This window comes from Vibrio sp. 2130-1, assembly GCF_033339515.1.
In genome coordinates this window covers 23,129-42,186 of record NZ_JAWOUT010000011.1, presented here as the reverse complement: position 1 = coordinate 42,186, position 19,058 = coordinate 23,129, and the positions used below count along the sequence as shown (strand labels likewise).

16 protein-coding genes are annotated in these 19,058 nt (G+C 45.8%); 1 reads left to right on the top strand and 15 read right to left on the bottom strand.

The features are described 5' to 3' along the window. Window positions 1-55: 55 nt before the first annotated feature. The 4 genes from R7Q09_RS16680 to rlmD all read right to left on the bottom strand — a co-directional run bounded on the left by R7Q09_RS16680 (window position 56) and on the right by rlmD (window position 6,593). Window positions 56-1,696 carry a CTP synthase gene (locus R7Q09_RS16680; protein WP_021034029.1) on the bottom strand — a complete coding sequence of 547 codons (1,641 nt, stop codon included), beginning with the start codon at window positions 1,694-1,696 and terminating at the stop codon, window positions 56-58. Window positions 1,697-1,901: 205 nt separating this feature from the next. Continuing rightward, window positions 1,902-2,705, bottom strand: a complete 804-nt coding sequence (gene mazG, locus R7Q09_RS16675) for a nucleoside triphosphate pyrophosphohydrolase (RefSeq protein WP_005383780.1) — start codon at window positions 2,703-2,705, stop codon at window positions 1,902-1,904. Between the two features lie 225 nt (window positions 2,706-2,930). Continuing rightward, the gene (relA, locus tag R7Q09_RS16670) at window positions 2,931-5,150 is read right to left on the bottom strand and encodes a GTP diphosphokinase (protein WP_318071133.1); all 2,220 of its coding nucleotides are present in this window, start codon (window positions 5,148-5,150) and stop codon (window positions 2,931-2,933) included. 123 nt (window positions 5,151-5,273) lie between these two features. Beyond that, complete coding sequence (gene rlmD, locus R7Q09_RS16665) at window positions 5,274-6,593, bottom strand: 23S rRNA (uracil(1939)-C(5))-methyltransferase RlmD (protein WP_025768846.1); 1,320 nt, start codon at window positions 6,591-6,593, stop codon at window positions 5,274-5,276. A gap of 192 nt (window positions 6,594-6,785) precedes the next feature. Between rlmD and barA the strand changes: the two genes are divergently transcribed. Continuing rightward, window positions 6,786-9,584, top strand: coding sequence for a two-component sensor histidine kinase BarA (gene barA, locus R7Q09_RS16660; RefSeq protein ID WP_213867356.1), 2,799 nt, complete (start codon window positions 6,786-6,788; stop codon window positions 9,582-9,584). 69 nt (window positions 9,585-9,653) lie between these two features. Here the strand turns inward: barA and acpS are convergent, their stop codons facing one another. From acpS to rpoE, 11 genes are all read right to left on the bottom strand, one after another. Further along, window positions 9,654-10,034, bottom strand: coding sequence for a holo-ACP synthase (gene acpS / locus R7Q09_RS16655; RefSeq protein ID WP_213867357.1), 381 nt, complete (start codon window positions 10,032-10,034; stop codon window positions 9,654-9,656). Window positions 10,035-10,044: 10 nt separating this feature from the next. Further along, the gene (pdxJ, locus tag R7Q09_RS16650) at window positions 10,045-10,779 is read right to left on the bottom strand and encodes a pyridoxine 5'-phosphate synthase (protein WP_213867358.1); all 735 of its coding nucleotides are present in this window, start codon (window positions 10,777-10,779) and stop codon (window positions 10,045-10,047) included. After that, a complete protein-coding gene (gene recO / locus R7Q09_RS16645) occupies window positions 10,776-11,507 on the bottom strand; it encodes a DNA repair protein RecO (protein ID WP_005384578.1) in 732 nt (243 codons plus the stop codon). The genes pdxJ and recO overlap by 4 nt, the downstream gene beginning before the upstream one ends. A 115-nt stretch (window positions 11,508-11,622) precedes the next feature. After that, window positions 11,623-12,585 carry a GTPase Era gene (gene era, locus R7Q09_RS16640; RefSeq protein WP_005380931.1) on the bottom strand — a complete coding sequence of 321 codons (963 nt, stop codon included), beginning with the start codon at window positions 12,583-12,585 and terminating at the stop codon, window positions 11,623-11,625. Further along, window positions 12,578-13,255 (bottom strand): ribonuclease III, encoded by a 678-nt coding sequence (gene rnc / locus R7Q09_RS16635; RefSeq protein WP_005380932.1) that lies wholly within the window; start codon window positions 13,253-13,255, stop codon window positions 12,578-12,580. Before rnc ends, era begins: the two co-directional genes overlap by 8 nt. A 21-nt stretch (window positions 13,256-13,276) precedes the next feature. Then, window positions 13,277-14,176 (bottom strand): signal peptidase I, encoded by a 900-nt coding sequence (gene lepB, locus R7Q09_RS16630; RefSeq protein WP_318071132.1) that lies wholly within the window; start codon window positions 14,174-14,176, stop codon window positions 13,277-13,279. A 104-nt stretch (window positions 14,177-14,280) separates the two neighbouring features. Continuing rightward, on the bottom strand, window positions 14,281-16,074 hold the full coding sequence (lepA, locus tag R7Q09_RS16625) for a translation elongation factor 4 (protein ID WP_005384577.1): 1,794 nt from the start codon (window positions 16,072-16,074) through the stop codon (window positions 14,281-14,283). A 158-nt stretch (window positions 16,075-16,232) separates the two neighbouring features. Beyond that, window positions 16,233-16,703 carry a SoxR reducing system RseC family protein gene (locus R7Q09_RS16620; protein WP_005384575.1) on the bottom strand — a complete coding sequence of 157 codons (471 nt, stop codon included), beginning with the start codon at window positions 16,701-16,703 and terminating at the stop codon, window positions 16,233-16,235. A gap of 2 nt (window positions 16,704-16,705) precedes the next feature. After that, complete coding sequence (gene rseB, locus R7Q09_RS16615; protein WP_005380941.1) at window positions 16,706-17,665, bottom strand: sigma-E factor regulatory protein RseB; 960 nt, start codon at window positions 17,663-17,665, stop codon at window positions 16,706-16,708. Continuing rightward, window positions 17,662-18,288, bottom strand: coding sequence for a sigma-E factor negative regulatory protein (locus R7Q09_RS16610; protein ID WP_005380944.1), 627 nt, complete (start codon window positions 18,286-18,288; stop codon window positions 17,662-17,664). Before R7Q09_RS16610 ends, rseB begins: the two co-directional genes overlap by 4 nt. Window positions 18,289-18,314: 26 nt before the next feature. Continuing rightward, window positions 18,315-18,893 (bottom strand): RNA polymerase sigma factor RpoE, encoded by a 579-nt coding sequence (gene rpoE, locus R7Q09_RS16605; RefSeq protein WP_005380946.1) that lies wholly within the window; start codon window positions 18,891-18,893, stop codon window positions 18,315-18,317. Window positions 18,894-19,058: the final 165 nt, after the last annotated feature.

Genomic DNA, 19,058 nt, shown 5'->3' with positions numbered 1-19,058 from the left:
ATAAATGTCAATCTTAAAGGGCAGCAGCACAACCTTCGCCGCCGCCCGTATCCTTTTACTTCTCGAATTCGCCGCGTGCGTTTTGGCCCGCAGCCTTAACAAAACCTGCAAACAATGGATGTCCATCGCGAGGAGTCGAGGTGAATTCTGGGTGGAACTGAGCCGCTACAAACCATGGGTGAGCTGGGTTCTCAATCATTTCCACTAACTTCTTGTCCGCAGATAGACCTGATACTTTTAGGCCTGCTTTTTCGATTTGCGGACGAAGCACGTTATTCACTTCGTAACGGTGACGGTGACGTTCATGGATCGTCGCGCTACCGTACAGTTCACGAGCTTTAGTCCCTTTCTCTAGGTGACATAGCTGTGAACCAAGACGCATCGTACCGCCTAAGTCAGACTTTTCAGTACGCTCTTCTACGCTACCTGATTCGTCTACCCACTCTGTGATCAAACCTACCACAGGGTACTTCGTCTCTTTGTTAAATTCTGTTGAATGTGCACCTTCCATACCCGCAACGTTACGCGCGTATTCGATTAGTGCAACTTGCATACCCAAACAAATACCTAGGTAAGGCACGTTATTTTCACGTGCATATTGAGCCGCACGGATCTTACCTTCAATACCACGATCGCCGAAGCCACCTGGTACTAGGATTGCGTCCAAACCTTCTAGAAGTTCAACGCCTTTTGTTTCGATATCTTGTGAGTCTACATACTTAATTGTGACGCTTAGACGGTTTTTCAAGCCAGCGTGTTTAAGCGCTTCGTTCACAGATTTGTATGCATCTGGTAATTCAATGTATTTACCAACCATACCGATGGTTACTTCACCAGTAGGATTTGCTTCTTCGTAGATAACCTGTTCCCATTCAGAAAGGTCTGCTTCAGGAGCAGTAATACCAAAGCGAGCACACACAAGGTCATCTAGCCCTTGAGATTTAATCAACTGAGGGATCTTGTAGATAGAGTCTACATCCTTCATTGAAATTACTGCTTTTTCTGGAACATTACAGAACAGTGCGATTTTTTTACGCTCATTCGCAGGAATAACGCGATCGCTACGGCAAACTAGGATGTCTGGCTGAATACCGATAGATAGAAGTTCTTTTACAGAGTGTTGCGTCGGCTTAGTTTTCACTTCGCCCGCTGCCGCTAGGTAAGGAACAAGTGTTAGGTGCATGAACATTGCGCGCTCACGGCCTAGCTCAACAGCTAGCTGACGAATCGCTTCCATAAATGGTAGTGATTCGATATCACCAACAGTACCGCCAACTTCAACGATAGCCACATCATGGCCTTCAGAACCTGCAATAACGCGATCTTTGATTGCGTTAGTGATATGAGGGATAACTTGAATAGTTGCGCCTAGGTAGTCACCACGACGTTCTTTACGAAGTACGTCGGCATAAACACGACCTGCAGTGAAGTTGTTACGCTTGGTCATCTTGGTACGGATGAAACGCTCGTAGTGACCAAGGTCAAGGTCAGTCTCTGCGCCATCTTCTGTAACGAACACTTCACCGTGCTGAGTAGGGCTCATTGTGCCCGGGTCAACGTTGATGTAAGGGTCAAGCTTCATCATAGTCACTTTAAGACCACGAGCTTCTAGAATAGCCGCAAGAGATGCTGCTGCAATACCTTTACCTAGAGAGGATACAACCCCGCCAGTAACAAAAATGTAATTTGTCGTCATGTTTAACCTGAAATTGGTTGAATGAGGGAAATGGAGTGCTTCTGGACGGGAGATAAATATACCAGAAGCTCCTTACCGCCACAACGTGAAATCTATCACACCGTAATTTTTTATTTTTTGCTTCAAATCAAAGTGAGCAAAGACAAACCAAAGTCCGTTTTCGTGTAACCAAACAAGCGGACCTTATATTATGTATTCTGCCAGTTTACCTCTGCCTCGATTCTTCTTGTTTTACTTCATCCCAAAAATGGTCAAGTTCTGATAAAGAACAATCTGTAAGTACTTTGCCTGACTGCTGGACCTTGCCTTCAACTTGTTTAAAACGTCGCGCAAACTTTACGTTTGCTTTTCCTAGCGCGACTTCTGGGTTTTTATCAAGGTGGCGAGCCAAATTGACAGTCGCAAATAGCAAATCACCGAGCTCCAACTCAACTTTCTCTTCATCGGGCTGAACTTGCAGTGCCTCTTCCATGACTTCGTCAATTTCTTCTCGTACTTTATCGACAACCGGGCCAAGTGAATCCCAATCAAACCCAAATTTTGCACATTTTTTCTGAATTTTTGTAGCACGAGAAAGTGCCGGTAAAGAGTTTGGTATTGAGTCTAGGATACTTTCTTCCGCTTTGCCTACTAGGGCTTTTTCTTTTGCTTTTTCCGCTTCCCAGTTCGCGTTAATTTCCTCGTCAGATTCAAACTCAACATCTGAAAAAACATGCGGGTGGCGACGAGTCAGTTTTTCGTTCACGGTTTCGACGACATCCGAAAAGTCGAACAGCTCTTGCTCTTTCGCTAGCTGACTGTAAAAAATCACCTGAAACAACAAATCCCCTAGCTCTTCTTTTAGATTGGGCCAATCTCGATTTTGAATCGCGTCCACCACCTCGTAGGTTTCTTCTATTGTATGCGGAACGATGGTGTCAAAGGTTTGTTTTAAGTCCCAAGGGCAACCGTTTTCTGGGTCACGCAACTTCGCCATGATTTGTTCTAATTGTTCAATTGGATGACTCATTTTTTGTTCCTTTAAACCTTTCTACTAAAGAAAAAGGTGAGCGGCCAAAACCACTCACCTTCTACATTATATTTTCTCAGCAGCTTTCACTAAGTAATTGTTACTTTGACAAGGCAACAAGTTTTCGCGACTCCTGAGCATAGCTCGCCTATGTGATGAGCCTGGGCCGGCACTCCGGAGTGAGCGCAGGCAACAACGCTATCAGCTTCAAGTATGACGAGAATTTTAGCCGAGGCGTTTCACCGTCATCACATCCTTAATCTGCTCAACACGCTTCGAAACACGAGAAAGCACCTCAATATTGGTGACTTCTAGGTCAAAGTCCATGATGGCAAGTTGACGTCTGTAGTCGACTCGGTTCTTCATACTGGTCACTTTGATCTTTTCGTTGGCGAACAGTGTCGTAATGTCTTTGAGTAGACCACCTCGCTCCATCGCTTCAACACGCACCGTGAGGATGTATGACCCCACAAAGCCGCTGCCCCAGACTGTATCGATGATGCGCTCTGGCGCATGATGGCGCAGTTCTTCTAGCTGTTCACAGTCACTACGGTGTACTGAAATCCCACGACCTTGCGTTATGTAACCAGAGATATCGTCACCTGGAATTGGCTGACAGCAACGTGCTAGATGTGTCATTAGATTATCGACACCTTCTACAACGACGGCGTCTTTTTTCGGTCGGCTTTGCGCTGGTGATTTGTGCTCTGCTTCTTGCAGTTTTTCCAGTGCTTGCTGGTCTTCTTCCTCTGCCGTTGGCTTGTTAACTAACGCGTTGATATGGTTAATGATTTGGTTGATGCGCAAATCACCGCTACCTACCCCAACATACAATTCATCTGGTGTTTTGACGTTAAACCGCTTGAGGGCGTAATGCTCTGCATCTTTTAACGTTGCGCCAATTTTGGCTAACTCATGCTCAAGGATTTCACGACCTGCTTCAAGGTTCTTCTCACGGCTTTGTTTTCGGAACCAGGCGTTAATTTTGGCACGCGCACGACCAGAATGAACGAAGCCTAATGATGGGTTTAACCAGTCACGTGATGGGTTAGGTTCTTTCTGAGTGATAATCTCGACTTGGTCACCCATATGTAATTTATGCGTGAACGGCACAATACGACCTCCGACTTTGGCACCGATACAACGGTGTCCCACTTCGGAGTGAATGTGATAGGCAAAATCTAGCGGCGTTGCCCCCATTGGCAAATCGACAACATCACCACGTGGTGTAAAGGCATAAACACGGTCATCAAAGACTTGGCTACGCAGCTCATCGAGCATTTCGCCAGAGTCAGACATTTCTTCTTGCCAATCCAGTAGCTTACGCAGCCACGTGATCTTCTCATCATAACCGCTTCGGCTGCTTGCCCCTTCTTTATATTTCCAGTGCGCTGCAACCCCCAGTTCCGACTCTTCATGCATTTGCTTGGTACGAATCTGGATCTCGATGGTTTTGCCTTCTGGCCCTAGAATTACTGTATGGATCGATTGATAACCGTTTGGTTTAGGGTTAGCAACGTAGTCATCAAACTCGCTCGGTAGGTGCTTGTATTTGGTGTGAACTACGCCTAAAGCCGCGTAACAATCTTGCAGTTTGTCTGCGATGATACGCACTGCTCGCACATCAAACAGCTCATCAAAGGCCAAACTCTTTTTCTGCATTTTTCGCCAAATGCTGTAGATGTGCTTAGGTCGACCACTCACTTCGGCATTGATGCCCGATACTCCCATTTCGTGCGTGAGGTCTTCAACAAAGTCTTTGATGTACTGTTCACGAACGATGCGTCGCTCAGAAAGCTGTTTGGCAATTTGTTTGTAAGTTTCCGGTTGTTGGTAGCGGAAAGCGTAATCTTCAATTTCCCATTTCAGCTGACCGATGCCTAATCGGTTTGCTAGCGGCGCATAGATGTTGGCACACTCTTTTGCCGCCGCACGTCGAACTTCATCTGGCGCTTTTTTAACTTCAATAAGGTTACAAATTCGTTCCGCGAGCTTGATAACTACGCAGCGGAAGTCATCCACCATGGCAAGCAGCATGCGGCGTACGTTATCTACCTGAGATGACGCTGCACTGCCTTCCATGTTGACGTTGAGTTGGCCAATAGCAGCCATTTCTTCAACGCCGTCGATTAATTTTATGATTTCTTTGCTGTATTTCTCTTCCAGAATTTCTCTGTTGAAAGCACCACTTGAAACCAAAGGAAACAGTTGAGCAGCCACTAAAGTGGCTTGATCCATAGACAAGGTGATCAAAATTTCGATCATTTCTCGTCCACGCCACAACAACAGTTCCGCTTGCTCGTTATCAGCTAATACTGTCTGGCAATCTCGATATACTTCGATTAAGCGTGAGGCTGTGTTTTTCTCTTGTCCTAGGCTAGCCACCCAGTTTTCGAGTTCAAACTGTTCATCTTGGTTTAAATGCGCGCTTCTTACCGCAACCATCTCATCATCCTAATTATTATATTCGTGTGGTTTGACTAACACCGTCCAGGTTAGTTCTTTTTACCGCGCGTACACGCTGGCTTTATGACCACCCACCACAAATAAGGGGTCAAAGTCCTAAAGTTAGGACTTTTCAAACAATGCCATCGATTCTAGATGACTGGTATGAGGGAACATATCCAGCATACCTAATTTAGTTAATTTATAGCCTTGCTCTATCAAGCTTTGACTATCCCTAGCAAGGGTAGCAGGATTACAAGAAACATAAACTACACGCTGTGCGCCAAGCTCAGAAACTTGATCGATGATCCCACTCGCTCCCGCGCGTGCCGGGTCTAATAATACTTTATCAAACCGCTCTGCGGCCCAGGCTTGGCCTTCAAAATCTTGCTCAAGGTTAGCGTGATAAAATTGCGCGTTATTGATTTGGTTCAAAGATGCATTGTTTGTGGCTTTTTCTACCATCTCTGCAACACCCTCTACTCCAACCACGTACTTAGCTAATTTCGCAACTGGTAAACTAAAGTTGCCTAAACCACAGAACAAATCTAACACTCGGTCACTCTTTTGTGGGTCTAACCACTCAACCGCTTGTTTGACCATTTGTTGGTTTACACCTTGGTTTACTTGAATAAAGTTATTTGGTGCAAAAGGGATTTTCACTCCAACTTCTTGATAAAAAGGCATATCGCCTTCGATAAGGTCTAATTGTTCTGTCGATGGCATTAAGTACAACGATGCGCCATGACGTTTTGCCAACTCCGTTAGAGATTGAGTTTCACTCGTTGTCAGAGCGCTCAAGTGGCGCAGCGTAATACACGGCCCATTATCACCAAGTACCAGCTCTACATGACCCAATTGTTCCGGCTTTTTAAACGCTTTTAGGGCTGAGTAAATCTCTGGCAGCAAAACATTCAGTTCCGGTGCCAGCACTGGGCAATCGGTCACTTGCGCAATTTGCTTACTCTGCTTTTTACGGAAACCAAAATGTAGCTGACGTGTTTTTTTATCAACAAACAAGCTCACTCTCGCACGGCGACGGTAGGCCTGCGAATATCCCAATAACGGGGCATCTAGTTCAATATCACTGCCTGAAAATTTTCGCATTAGCTGACGCAACGTTTGCTGTTTGTACGTCAATTGTTGGTCATAATCTAAATGCTGCAAATCACAGCCACCGCACTCATGATAATGTGGGCAAAATGGCTCCACACGAGCTTCACTCGGCTTAAGGATTTTAATCAACTTACCGCGAGCGTATTTGCTCTTTTCTTCCACCAATTGAGTGACCACCTCCTCACCCGGCAGTGCTCCATCGATAAACAATGGCTTCTTTTTGAGGTAAGCAATGCCTGCGCCGTGGTGATCTAAACGCTCTACTTGCACTGCTTGGTGCCGAGTATTGAGTTGGGTTTTCTTTTTCGGTTGAAAGATGCGTGCCATGCTCTATGCCTGATTTATGTGTAATTGCTCTTCGGCTTCACTATTCTTGATTGCAGCCGTTGTGTGATTCGAGTGACTTGATTATGCTTACCGTTTATTCGGTGACGTCACTTCTTTGCTCAAGGCTTTATCGTGCGCTTGAGAAATAATGCGTTATTTTCCCATATCCAGACTCCGATGTAATTAGATAACATGACCAGATATGGCTTACGAGCACGTGTAATTACACTAACTCTCGCTCCCACTCTCATTATTGGTTTATTACTGAGCGGCTTTTTCTCATTTAACCGCTACCAAGACCTTGAGAAACAAGTTATCACCACTGGTAACAGCATTATTGAGCCGCTGGCGATTGCCAGTGAAACTCATCTACTATCAGAAAGCCGAGAGGCGGTACGTCGCTTGATAAGCTACGCGCACCGCAAAAACTCCAAACTGGTTCGTAGTATCGCGGTATTTGATGAACATCATGAGCTCTTTGTGACCTCTAACTTTCATCCTAATTTTGAAGCCTTGATGTTTCCCAAAGATAAACCGATCCCGCAACTGGGTAATTCGGAAATCTACGAAAACTCACTGATATTGCGTGTCCCCATTTTGTCAGAAGGTCACTACTTAGCGGAGTTGTCGAACGAAAGCCAAGGCACAAAAGCGATTGGTTACATCGCCGTCGAGTTAGATCTCTCCTCCTTGAGGCTGCAACAGTATCAAGAAGTCTTTTCTGCTTTTTTAGTTCTGGTTCTCGGTCTTGGCTTAGCAAGTGTGTTTGCTTCACGTCTAATGCACGATGTGACCCAACCTATCACCCACATGAAGAATGTCGTTGACCGCATTCGCCGCGGTCATCTTGATGTGCGTATCGAAGGCAAAATGCACGGTGAGTTAGACCAGCTAAAAAATGGCATCAACGCCATGGCGGTATCGTTATCAGAATATCACGTGGAGATGCAGCACAGTATAGACCAAGCCACGTCCGACTTACGTGAAACGCTTGAGCAGCTAGAAATTCAGAACGTTGAGCTGGATATCGCGAAGAAACGCGCGCAAGAAGCAGCTAGGGTTAAGTCAGAGTTCTTGGCGAACATGTCGCACGAGCTGCGTACTCCGCTCAATGGGGTGATTGGCTTTACTCGTCAAATGCTTAAAACGCAGCTTTCTAACAGCCAAACGGATTACCTACAGACGATTGAGAAATCGGCGAACAACCTGCTGAATATCATCAATGACATTCTCGACTTCTCGAAACTTGAAGCGGGTAAGCTGGCACTCGAAAACATTCCTTTTGATTTCCGAGAAAGTTTAGAAGAGGTAATTAACCTACAAGCCACAAGTGCACATGAGAAAGGGTTAGAAATCACCCTAAAAGTGGACCCTAAAATTCCACCAGGTTTAGTTGGGGATCCACTACGTATCCAGCAAATTTTGACGAACTTAGTCGGTAACTCAATCAAGTTTACCGAGCGAGGCAACATTGATGTTAGCGTAGAAATGCGCTCTCAATCAGGAGACTCCGTCGAACTGCAATTCATGGTGCGTGATACCGGTATTGGTATCTCTGAGCGTCAGCAAGCGCAGTTGTTCCAAGCCTTTAGCCAAGCAGATGCAAGTATTTCACGTCGTTACGGCGGTACTGGTCTTGGTCTGGTTATCACTCAGAAACTGGTGAGCCAGATGGGCGGCGAAATCAGTTTAACCAGCCGTCTACACCAAGGTTCAACCTTCTGGTTTACGGTGCGCTTGCACTCAACCGAGATGCCAATGAGCGAACTGATTGAAGTGGAACTTCTGACTGGGAAGCAGTTACTGCTGATTGAACCAAACATGCAAGCCGCATCCGTAACCCAACAGATTCTAAGTCAGGAGGGTATTTTAGTAACCTACCGCTCTTCGCTACCAAACAACGAAGAACAATATGATTATGTACTGTTGAATTTAGCGGCCAACCAGACTCACGATGCGGAAGTTATTACACCTTGGATAGAACAAGCGAAACGCATGGCTCCGAGTGTTCTCCTAGGGACACCGAGTACCGAATTGGCGCTTGCGGACCAAATAATGACAGAGCATCACGTCCAGTGCCTGACGAAACCATTGTCTCGCCGTAAGTTGCTACAAAGCCTGATTAGCGAACATGTAGAATCGCCACCGGTATTAAGCGCTCCAATTACGCCAAGCGAAGGGGACCGTTTACCTCTCACTGTACTAGCAGTGGATGACAACCCTGCAAACTTGAAGCTGATCTCTGCACTGCTCCGCGAACGAGTAGAAACCGTCACCGCCTGTAGCAATGGCCAGCAAGCGGTGAACCTGGCGACAGAGAAAAAGTACGATTTAATCTTCATGGATATCCAAATGCCACAAATGGATGGTGTGACCGCTTGTAAGCACATTAAAGAGTTGGAGCTAAATAAAGACACGCCAGTGATTGCGGTAACGGCGCATGCCATGGCAGGGGAACGAGACCGCTTGCTCTCGGCAGGAATGGATGACTACTTGACCAAACCTATTGAAGAGCATGTGCTACAACAGGTTTTGGTTCACTGGAACCCAAATGCTTGTACAGAGAGCATTGGCAAAGTCGCCCCTTCATACGTTGATGAACCTGAAGGAAGCGCACCACAATCCGTCTCTTCACCTCAACAGGATGTGATTATTGATTGGCAAGCGGCCTTGAAACAGAGCGCGAATAAAGAGGATCTCGCTAAAGACATGCTGCGCATGTTGATTGAGTTCATCCCTGAAGTAGAAGCAGTCGTTGACCAAGCTCTGGAGCAAGAAGATATCTCCCGTGATGACCTAATTCATGTCATCCATAAGCTGCACGGCAGTAGTTCATATTGTGGCGTTCCAAGACTGAAGTCACTCTGTGCGACGCTTGAGCAAGCACTGCGCTCAGGGGTCAGTCTTGAGGAAGTTGAGCCTGAAATGTTCGAGCTGCAAGATGAAATGATTAAAGTCATAACGACTGCAAAATTATACCTTGAACAGTAATCTGCTCGAGAGACAAGAAAGCCAGAGCATCTGCTCTGGCTTTTTAGTATTTTGTTTAAGACTTACAAGCTAGGATTCAAAAATGACCGTCGCCACAGCGTAATGACGCTCATCGGAAATGGACAGGTGAATGTGGTTAACGCCCATCGCATCCGCTATTTGCTTGGCTGTGCCCGTCAATGCGAGCACTGGTTTTCCAAGCTCATCGTTCGAGATGGAAAAATCGTGAAACGTGACCCCTTTTGCGATCCCTGTCCCCAATGCTTTTGAGGCCGCTTCTTTGACTGCAAAGCGCTTAGCAAGATAACGACCTTGCAGCTGAAGCTGTGAGAATTTGGCCATTTCTTCTTCTGAAAGAATCCGCTGAGCAAAAGGTTCACCACTACGAGCTAACGCTTTTTCAATACGCTCAATTTCTGCAATGTCGGTCCCTAACCCTATAATCGCCATCTAGATAGCCCTATGACTGGCGAGCCTCAATCATCAGTGCTTTCATGTCAGCAACCGCTTTATTTAAACCATCAAATACCGCGCGACCAATGATTGAGTGACCAATGTTGAGTTCGTAAATTTCTGGTAATGCAGCAATTGGTGCGACATTGTGATAAGTCAGGCCATGCCCGGCATTAACAATAATACCTAGATCATGTGCATAACTCGCAGCAGCGGCAATCTTCTTCAGTTCAGCTTGTTGTTCGTCTTCTGTAGTCGCATCTGCATAATGGCCAGTATGTAGCTCAATAAACGGAGCGCCACACTTTTTCGCAGCTTCAATCTGTTGACGGTCAGCATCAATAAATAGCGAAACTTTAATGCCTGCATCTGTCAGCTTTTTCGTCGCAGCTTTAATTTTTTCAAGCTGCCCTACTACATCTAAGCCACCTTCCGTCGTCAGTTCTTCACGCTTTTCAGGCACTAAACACACAAACTCTGGTTTAGTTTGCAGCGCAATCTCAACCATTTCGTCAGTCACTGCCATCTCTAGATTCATACGCGTTTGAATGGTTTCACGCAGAATACGTACATCACGATCCAAAATATGGCGACGGTCTTCACGTAAGTGGATAGTGATACCGTCCGCGCCTGCACGCTCTGCAATTTCAGCAGCGTGAACAGGATCTGGGTATTTTGTACCACGTGCATTACGTAGAGTGGCAATATGGTCGATATTGACGCCTAAATAAATTGAGCTCATTTTCCGTTACTCCGTGCTCTGGGGGTCTGAATGAAAAATTCACGACTTTTTAAAGGTTTGCCGCCAAGATACGGCTTTAAGGCTATACGTGTAAAGCGTTTTGCCGCTTTTAGCTGCTCTTTAGTGACGAACCGCCGCTCACTGATAGCAATCAGTTCATTCCCTAAAAACGTGAGGTTATCGCGCCTAACCGAAGCAATAAACCCTTTCTGTTCCCGGTAACGATAGGTCATTTCTGGATCGACGGGCTCGCCGGTACCTGCACAATGCAAAAAATCCACGCCATACCCCATCGCAGACAGCAAGGCTAACTCAAAACGACGCAGTGCAGGCTCAGGGTTCTCGTTGTGCGCCAACTCGGTTAACGCATGCAAATAATCATGAAATAGTGCTGGCATCGGCACTTCAGCCATCAAAATACGGCCAATCAGTTCATTGACGTACATGGCTGAGTAGAGATTAATGCCCGTTAACGGCAAACCTAGACTTATCGGCTCGGCTTGACGCAAAGTTTTCATTGAGCCTTTCCCCGACCATTTAAGTAATAGCGGGGTAAAAGGTTGCAATGCGCCTTTTAAGTTCGAACGCTTACTGCGCGCGCCTTTGGCCATTAAAGTCATTCGGCCATATTCCTCACTAAATACATCAAGGATTAAGCTCGATTCACTGTAAGGGCGTCGGTGCAATACAAAACAGCGCTGTAAACCTTCGGAAGACAGATTACTCATCTAAGTCATTGTGCCTAAAAAGTGTGAAATAAAAAATAAGGAGCCGAGCGGCTCCTTATTTTAATCGATACTGATTTTTCATCGATGTTGGAGCGAAGCACCTTCGCAGCCAAGATTATAAATCGTCTATATAACCCAACGATCGCAACGCTCGTTCGTCGTCTGCCCAGCCAGATTTCACTTTTACCCAGGTTTCTAGGTAAACCTTACGACCGAACAATTCTTCCATATCTAAACGCGCTTCGCGACCAATGGTCTTAATCTTCTCGCCGCCTTTGCCAATCACCATTTTCTTCTGACCATTACGCTCAACAAGAATCAAGGCATTGATGTGGAAACCGTCGGTTTCTGGGTTGTAATCAAAACGTTCAATCTCAACCGTTACTGAGTATGGCAGCTCTTCACCAGTAAAGCGCATCAGCTTTTCACGCACAATCTCAGACGCCATAAAACGCTGAGAACGGTCAGTCACGTATTCTTCTGGGAAGTGATGCGTTGCTTTAGGTAAGTGATTACGCACGTGCTTACGCAGTACGTCAATGTTCTTACCTTGCTTGGCAGAGATTGGCACAACATCCACGAAGTCCATCTTCTTCGACATCTCCGCCATGTGTAGCATCACGTCGTTACGATCTTGTACGTTGTCGACTTTGTTTACACAAAGCACAACTGGGAAGTTCGACTTTTGAAGTTTGGTCAGCACCATCTCATCGTCTTTAGTCCAATGCGTACCATCGACTAAGAAGAACACAAGGTTTACATCACTCAATGACGAGTTAGCTGCACGGTTCATCAAACGGTTAATCGCACGCTTTTCTTCAATGTGAAGTCCAGGCGTGTCGACGTAAATCGCTTGGTAATCGCCGTCCGTATCCACACCCATAATACGGTGGCGTGTCGTTTGCGGCTTACGAGAGGTGATCGAAATCTTCTGACCCAAAATCTTGTTCAAAAGTGTCGACTTACCTACGTTTGGACGACCAACAATAGCAATAAAGCCACAGTGTTGGTTTTCTGGCGAGCTTGGCTCACCCTGTGATGCGAAAAACGCATCGATATCGAATTCGTTATCAGCCATTTGTTAATTGCTCAAGTGCTGTTTCAGCAGCCGCTTGTTCTGCCTTGCGGCGGCTGGTGCCTTTACCGATTACAGGCTTATCCACACCTGCTACTTCGCACTCAACCGTGAACTCTTGGTTGTGCGCTTCACCTTTAATATTAGTCACTGTGTAGACAGGCAGCGGTTTTCTTCTGCCTTGTAGGAACTCTTGTAGGCGAGTTTTCGGATCTTTTTGTGAAACGCCTGGTTTAATGGCTTCAAGGCGTGACTGATACCAACTCAGTACAATGCCTCGCACAACTTCAAGATCACTGTCTAGGTAAATTGCGCCAATAATGGCTTCAACCGCATCGGCTAAAATAGAGTCTCGGCGAAAACCGCCACTCTTCAATTCACCTGGACCTAATTTTAAATAATCTCCTAGATCGAATTCACGACCCAGTTCCGCCAATGTATGTCCGCGAACCAAAGTAGCACGCATGCGGCTCATGTCACCTTCGTTCACTTTTGGGAAACGATGGTACAGATCATCAGCGATGACAAAACTTAAAATTGAATCGCCCAGAAACTCAAGACGTTCATTGTGCTTACTGTTGGCGCTGCGGTGCGTCAGCGCCAAATTGATAAGCCCGGCATCTTGAAACTGGTAGCCGAGCTTTCTCTCTAGTTTATCAATTGGAGAATTCATACTCTCTCGATATTTGAATGGTTAGTGAATGCCACCGATGCGGCTAAAACGCACACCAGTTGGAATCCATGAAGGTAGAACACTATCTGCGCCACGATCAAACTCGAAGCTGATCCAGATCGCGACAGCTTTACCGACTAAGTTTGCTTCTGGAACAAAGCCCCAGTAACGGCTGTCAGCACTGTTGTCACGGTTATCACCCATCACAAAATACTGACCTTGTGGTACAACCCACTCTGTCGTGCCGCTGCGTGGGAAATATTGCTCCACGCGGTTACGCACAAGAGGGTTAACCAAAATATTGTGCTCAACGTTACCCAATTTTTCATCCAGTTGGATCATTGGAATACCGTTCGAGCTAAACTGACTTTCTTCAACGTTGCTCAGTTTAACTGGCTTACATGCCGATTCGCCTTGGCTTTGCACGCAAAGCTGCTTATCACTTGAATAACGCACGATATCACCAGGTAAACCAACTACACGCTTAATGTAGTCCACACTTGGTTGTGGTGGGTATTTGAAGACCACGATATCACCACGCTCAGGCTTACCAGTTTCCACTAGCTGAGTACGCCATACTGGGTCTTTTAGACCGTACGCGTACTTCTCAACTAAAATGAAATCGCCAACCAGCAAGGTAGGCATCATTGAGCCTGATGGGATTTGAAATGGTTCGTAGATAAAAGAACGTAATACTAAAACGAACGCGATCACAGGAAAAATAGAGACGCTATTTTCAACCCACCAAGGCTGACGCTCAACTTTTTGCAAGGTCACTGCATCCAAACCATTAGACGTCTGAGCTTGAATCTCAGCCAGTTTTTCCTGACGCTTTTTCGCGAAAACCAGCTTTTCCAATAGCCAAACCACGCCAGTTACCAAAGTCGCAATAACCAACATCAGTGAGAATGTATTCGCCATTAAATTCCCTTATCTAAAAATACGAAAGTGAAAGAGCCGAAACCCTTTCACTTATTTTAATATCTAACGTCTTAAGACCGACAAGTGTGAGACAAAGTTCAACTTTAGTCTTTACCTACGTGAAGGATGGCTAGGAACGCTTCTTGAGGCAGCTCAACGTTACCGATCTGCTTCATGCGTTTCTTACCTTCTTTCTGTTTCTTCAGAAGTTTCTTCTTACGACTTACGTCACCGCCGTAACATTTCGCAATAACGTTCTTACGCAACTGTTTTACCGTTGAACGAGCGATAATGTGGTTACCAATTGCCGCTTGGATTGCGATATCAAACATTTGGCGAGGGATGAATTCTTTCATCTTCTCTACCAACTGACGACCGCGAGTCTGAGACTGATCTTTGTGTGTGATCATCGCCAATGCATCAACAGTGTCACCGTTAAGAAGAACGTCTACACGTACCATATTCGAAGCTTCAAAACGCTGGAAGTTGTAATCCAAAGATGCGTAACCGCGTGATGTTGATTTCAGACGATCGAAGAAATCCAGTACCACTTCAGCCATTGGAATATCGTAAGTCACAGCGACTTGGTTACCGTGGTAAACCATATCAACTTGACTGCCTCGCTTTTCAACACACAGTGTGATTACGTTACCTAGGTACTCTGAAGGCACAAGGATGTTACAACGCGCAATCGGTTCACGAATTTCTTCAATGTCATTGATCGCTGGTAGTTTTGCTGGGCTATCAACATACAGCAGATCGCCATCCGTCTTCTCAACTTCGTAAACTACCGTTGGTGCTGTGGTGATAAGATCCAAGTCGTATTCACGCTCTAGACGCTCTTGGATGATTTCCATATGCAGCATGCCAAGGAAACCACAACGGAAACCAAAGCCAAGTGCCGCAGAGTTTTCTGGCTCGTAGAATAGCGATGCGTCGTTTAGGCTTAGTTTGCCTAGTGCGTCACGGAAGTTTTCGTAATCGTCAGAAGATACAGGGAACAGACCTGCGTAAACCTGAGGTTTAACTTTCTTAAAGCCAGGTAGCGGTTTATCACAACCATTCTTCGCTAGAGTCAGAGTATCACCAACAGGGGCACCAAGAATGTCTTTGATACCACAAACAACCCAACCTACTTCACCAGTACGAAGGATATCGGTATCTACTTGTTTTGGCGTAAAGATACCAAGGCGGTCTACACCCCAAACTTGGCCCGTACTCATCACTTTGATCTTATCGTTCTTCTTCAGTTCGCCGTTTTTAATACGCACTAGAGAAACAACGCCAAGGTAGTTATCAAACCATGAGTCAATGATCAGCGCTTGTAGTGGCGCATCTGGATCACCTTCCGGTGCTGGAATCGCTGACACAATGTTCTCTAGAACGTCATCAACACCGATGCCTGTCTTCGCAGAACAGCGGGTTGCTTCCATTGCATCGATACCAACGATTTCTTCAATTTCTTCCGCTACACGCTCAGGATCGGCTGCTGGTAGGTCAATCTTGTTCAAGATTGGCACAACCTCTAGATCCATTTCGATCGCGGTGTAACAGTTAGCCAGTGTTTGAGCTTCAACACCTTGACCCGCATCCACAACCAATAGCGCACCTTCACAAGCCGCTAGAGAACGTGATACTTCATATGCAAAGTCAACGTGCCCCGGAGTATCGATGAAGTTCAGCTGATACGTCTCACCGTCTTTAGCGGTGTAGTTTAGCGTCACACTCTGAGATTTGATGGTGATGCCACGCTCACGTTCAAGATCCATAGAATCCAGAACCTGTGCGGCCATTTCACGATCGGTTAACCCGCCACAAACTTGGATTAGACGGTCTGATAGGGTCGACTTACCATGGTCGATGTGGGCGATAATCGAAAAGTTACGAATGTGCTTCATAGATTTAGGGTGACTAACTCTTTACAAATAGGGACAGTAAGAAACGCCATCTACTGACGGCATTTCAATCAAGTTGGCAGATTCTACCGAATTTCGTTAACGGGCGCACGTAATTTAAAGTACATACCCAAATAACCTTTAGTGGAGGGGGACAGCACTTACTGGATTGGCTCTCCAAGTACCCGAACGAGGGTAACTTGGCGCTTAGATTCATCTTCTAACGGACGAGAAACACGTTTTGCGATCCACATTCCACCAGCGGCAAACAATACCGATGCCAATATGATGATGCCTTCCCCGCCGGCTGTCAGCGGCGCTAATAGGAAGTGACCAAACATCGCACCGATAATCAAACCAAACAATGGCAGTAAATAAACCGCCATTGCTGATTTTATTAGGCTCGACTCAGGAAAACCAATCTCGACGACTTGACCTATTTTCACCGATTTATCCGTGCGCAGGTGCCAAGATAAACTCTTGTTACCAATGGCTTTAGTAACAACGCCCGTTCCACAGCTTTTCTGTGAAGAGCAACTACTGCAACTGGTCTGCTGTTCGCAACTTAAATCAATTTCGTATTGCTTGCCGCGACGATGCACGTCTGTCACGGTAGCCAACGCGGTCATCATTGTTATTTACTCTTTGTTACATTAAATGTGACAGATTGGGCGATACGCTGTGCTGTGGTCGGTGGAATGTCTCCTACAACAGAGATTTCATGTTGACCACTCACAAAACTGTGTAGCGTTCTTCTGCCTTGGCGAACCAACTGCCCTTTTAACGAATGCTCATCCTTGTTTGCTACGTAAACAGAGAAGCTAAACAGACCATCAGAATACAGCTGGCTCTCCACCATTTGGTTAGTAACGGCCATACGATAGCGGTTGAGCTCGTTCGGCTCGAAACCCTCAGGGATCCAACCAACCTGCCAATTACTGGTCCCAATATCGCCTTTTGGCATGGTGAGAACAGCAGGTAATTGAACATCTTGCAGGCCACTCATTAACTCTGCGATTTTTGGGTTTACCGTGTAAGAAATAGTGCGATATTGTTCAAGCATCTCACCATCGCGGTCCACAAGGTCGGCACGTAACGGCAATTTACTCTTCTCATCGATCCATAGTACGTATGAATAGCGCAGACCGTCTTTAGGAACAATACGCAGCACTTGTGTTGCCACACCAGCTTCACGAGCTCTACCCACTTTTACGTAGTCGTAATACAAGTTTAGCTCATCGATATTGGTGTTGAGCATAGGCATAGTCGGAGCGACCATTTTACCTGACTCGATGGTGAATGGTTCTAAACCCGTTTCGATATAACTTACTTCAGTTCCGCGACGAATCACTTCACGCACAGGGCCACTTAAGTAGACAAGATGAGCATATTGATCGTCACCATGCGTGGCATGACGATACAGCAACGGCTCAATGCTGTTCTTTTTGATAAGGATATAAGAGAGTTCGTAACTTAAATTCTTACTCGCCTCGCTCATTTGATGCAATAAAGCCTCCGCTGGCTTATCACCAGCAAAGGCTTGAGAAGACATCATACTGAACAGAGCGCAAGCGCTGATCAGAAATTTTTTCATTCAATATCCGGATTCAGATTTGCATCTTGTTGAGATGCATCACTGTTAATTCGTAACTGCAATTCGTAGTCTCGCAGCATAGCATGAACACGCTTGCGCTGCTCTTGCATATTTGCCTCGCCTACAGAACGTTCTACAGACTCACGAGTCAAACTCACTGGTTCTGCGCTGCCAGCAAACGGAACCGTCTGCAATACAGGTAATTGATCTGTTTGCGGCGACATTGAATCGCTACCACCGTACTGCTGTACACCTAAAATAACAACAAGCGATACACATGCAGCAACAGCAACTTGACCAAACTGCGTCAACCAACCTGGCAACTGACGTTTTGCTTTTTGCGGTTCTGGTTGCGACTCTTTTGGCGTATCCGCAATTGAGATAACATTTGCACTGTGCGAATCAAACGCACGGTGTGCAGGTTCATCTTCTAACGCTAACGCCACGCTTTCAGCAATATTCCACTCAGGTTTTGCTGGCGCTTCGCCTCGCATCACATCACCAATCAGGTGATAGTTCTGCCAAGCATCACGGCTCTCTTGGTCTTGCTCTAACTCTTGAATTAAAGCCTTATCGACCAATTCTCCATCCATGAGAGCTGAAAGTTTTTCTTTGTCAGCCATTATTTTCACCATAGTTATTACTTGTACTAGCGTTGCAAAAGAGGTCTGATTTTCTTTTCCACCGCCTCACGAGCACGGAAGATACGCGATCGTACCGTTCCTACCGGGCAATCCATCACTTCTGCAATTTCTTCATAACTCAAGCCATCGAGCTCTCGTAATGTCATTGCGGTTTTTAAATCTTCAGGTAAAGCTTCGATTGCACTGAACACCACCCGTTGCAATTCTTTGGACAACGTTAAGTTCTCAGGGTTCGATATTTCTTTAAGTGCACTACCTGTTTCGTAAAATTCAGCATCTTCAGCATCGACATCTGTCGCTGGAGGTCTACGCCCTTGAGCAACAATGTGATTTTTCGCAGTATTCACTGCAATGCGATACAGCCACGTATAAAACGCACTTTCCCCACGAAAGCTAGGGATAGCTCGGTAAGCTTTAATAAACGCTTCTTGTGCTACATCTGGTACATCGCCAGGATTACTAACGTATCTGGAAATAAGATTACATACCTTATTCTGGTACTTTGTTACCAACAGGTTGAATGCTTGCTTATCGCCATTCTGAACTCGCTCAATCAATACTTGATCGGTCAGCTGCTCGTTCATTCGAGCGGATACTCCTATTTGTTATGCCCCTACTCTTCTCAGATATGGGTACTAATTATGCAAAACGTAGTATTGACACCACTGCTTACTTGAGCACTATTGTGACCCTAACGTGAATGAGAAAGTTCCATGGTTTCTCAAGTTTTTTGTCATTGTTTTTTCACA

Excerpts from the sequence above, each read along its gene's own strand:
- mazG (WP_005383780.1), bottom strand. The coding sequence starts at position 2,705 with ATGAGTCATCCAATTGAACAATTAGAACAAATCATGGCGAAGTTGCGT.
- barA (WP_213867356.1), top strand. The coding sequence starts at position 6,786 with ATGACCAGATATGGCTTACGAGCACGTGTAATTACACTAACTCTCGCT.
- lepA (WP_005384577.1), bottom strand. The coding sequence starts at position 16,074 with ATGAAGCACATTCGTAACTTTTCGATTATCGCCCACATCGACCATGGT.
- era (WP_005380931.1), bottom strand. The coding sequence starts at position 12,585 with ATGGCTGATAACGAATTCGATATCGATGCGTTTTTCGCATCACAGGGT.
- rnc (WP_005380932.1), bottom strand. The coding sequence starts at position 13,255 with ATGAATTCTCCAATTGATAAACTAGAGAGAAAGCTCGGCTACCAGTTT.
- lepB (WP_318071132.1), bottom strand. The coding sequence starts at position 14,176 with ATGGCGAATACATTCTCACTGATGTTGGTTATTGCGACTTTGGTAACT.
- R7Q09_RS16680 (WP_021034029.1), bottom strand. The coding sequence starts at position 1,696 with ATGACGACAAATTACATTTTTGTTACTGGCGGGGTTGTATCCTCTCTA.
- rlmD (WP_025768846.1), bottom strand. The coding sequence starts at position 6,593 with ATGGCACGCATCTTTCAACCGAAAAAGAAAACCCAACTCAATACTCGG.
- R7Q09_RS16620 (WP_005384575.1), bottom strand. The coding sequence starts at position 16,703 with ATGATGACCGCGTTGGCTACCGTGACAGACGTGCATCGTCGCGGCAAG.
- recO (WP_005384578.1), bottom strand. The coding sequence starts at position 11,507 with ATGAGTAATCTGTCTTCCGAAGGTTTACAGCGCTGTTTTGTATTGCAC.
- R7Q09_RS16610 (WP_005380944.1), bottom strand. The coding sequence starts at position 18,288 with ATGGCTGACAAAGAAAAACTTTCAGCTCTCATGGATGGAGAATTGGTC.
- pdxJ (WP_213867358.1), bottom strand. The coding sequence starts at position 10,779 with ATGAGCTCAATTTATTTAGGCGTCAATATCGACCATATTGCCACTCTA.
- rpoE (WP_005380946.1), bottom strand. The coding sequence starts at position 18,893 with ATGAACGAGCAGCTGACCGATCAAGTATTGATTGAGCGAGTTCAGAAT.
- acpS (WP_213867357.1), bottom strand. The coding sequence starts at position 10,034 with ATGGCGATTATAGGGTTAGGGACCGACATTGCAGAAATTGAGCGTATT.
- rseB (WP_005380941.1), bottom strand. The coding sequence starts at position 17,665 with ATGAAAAAATTTCTGATCAGCGCTTGCGCTCTGTTCAGTATGATGTCT.
- relA (WP_318071133.1), bottom strand. The coding sequence starts at position 5,150 with ATGGTTGCGGTAAGAAGCGCGCATTTAAACCAAGATGAACAGTTTGAA.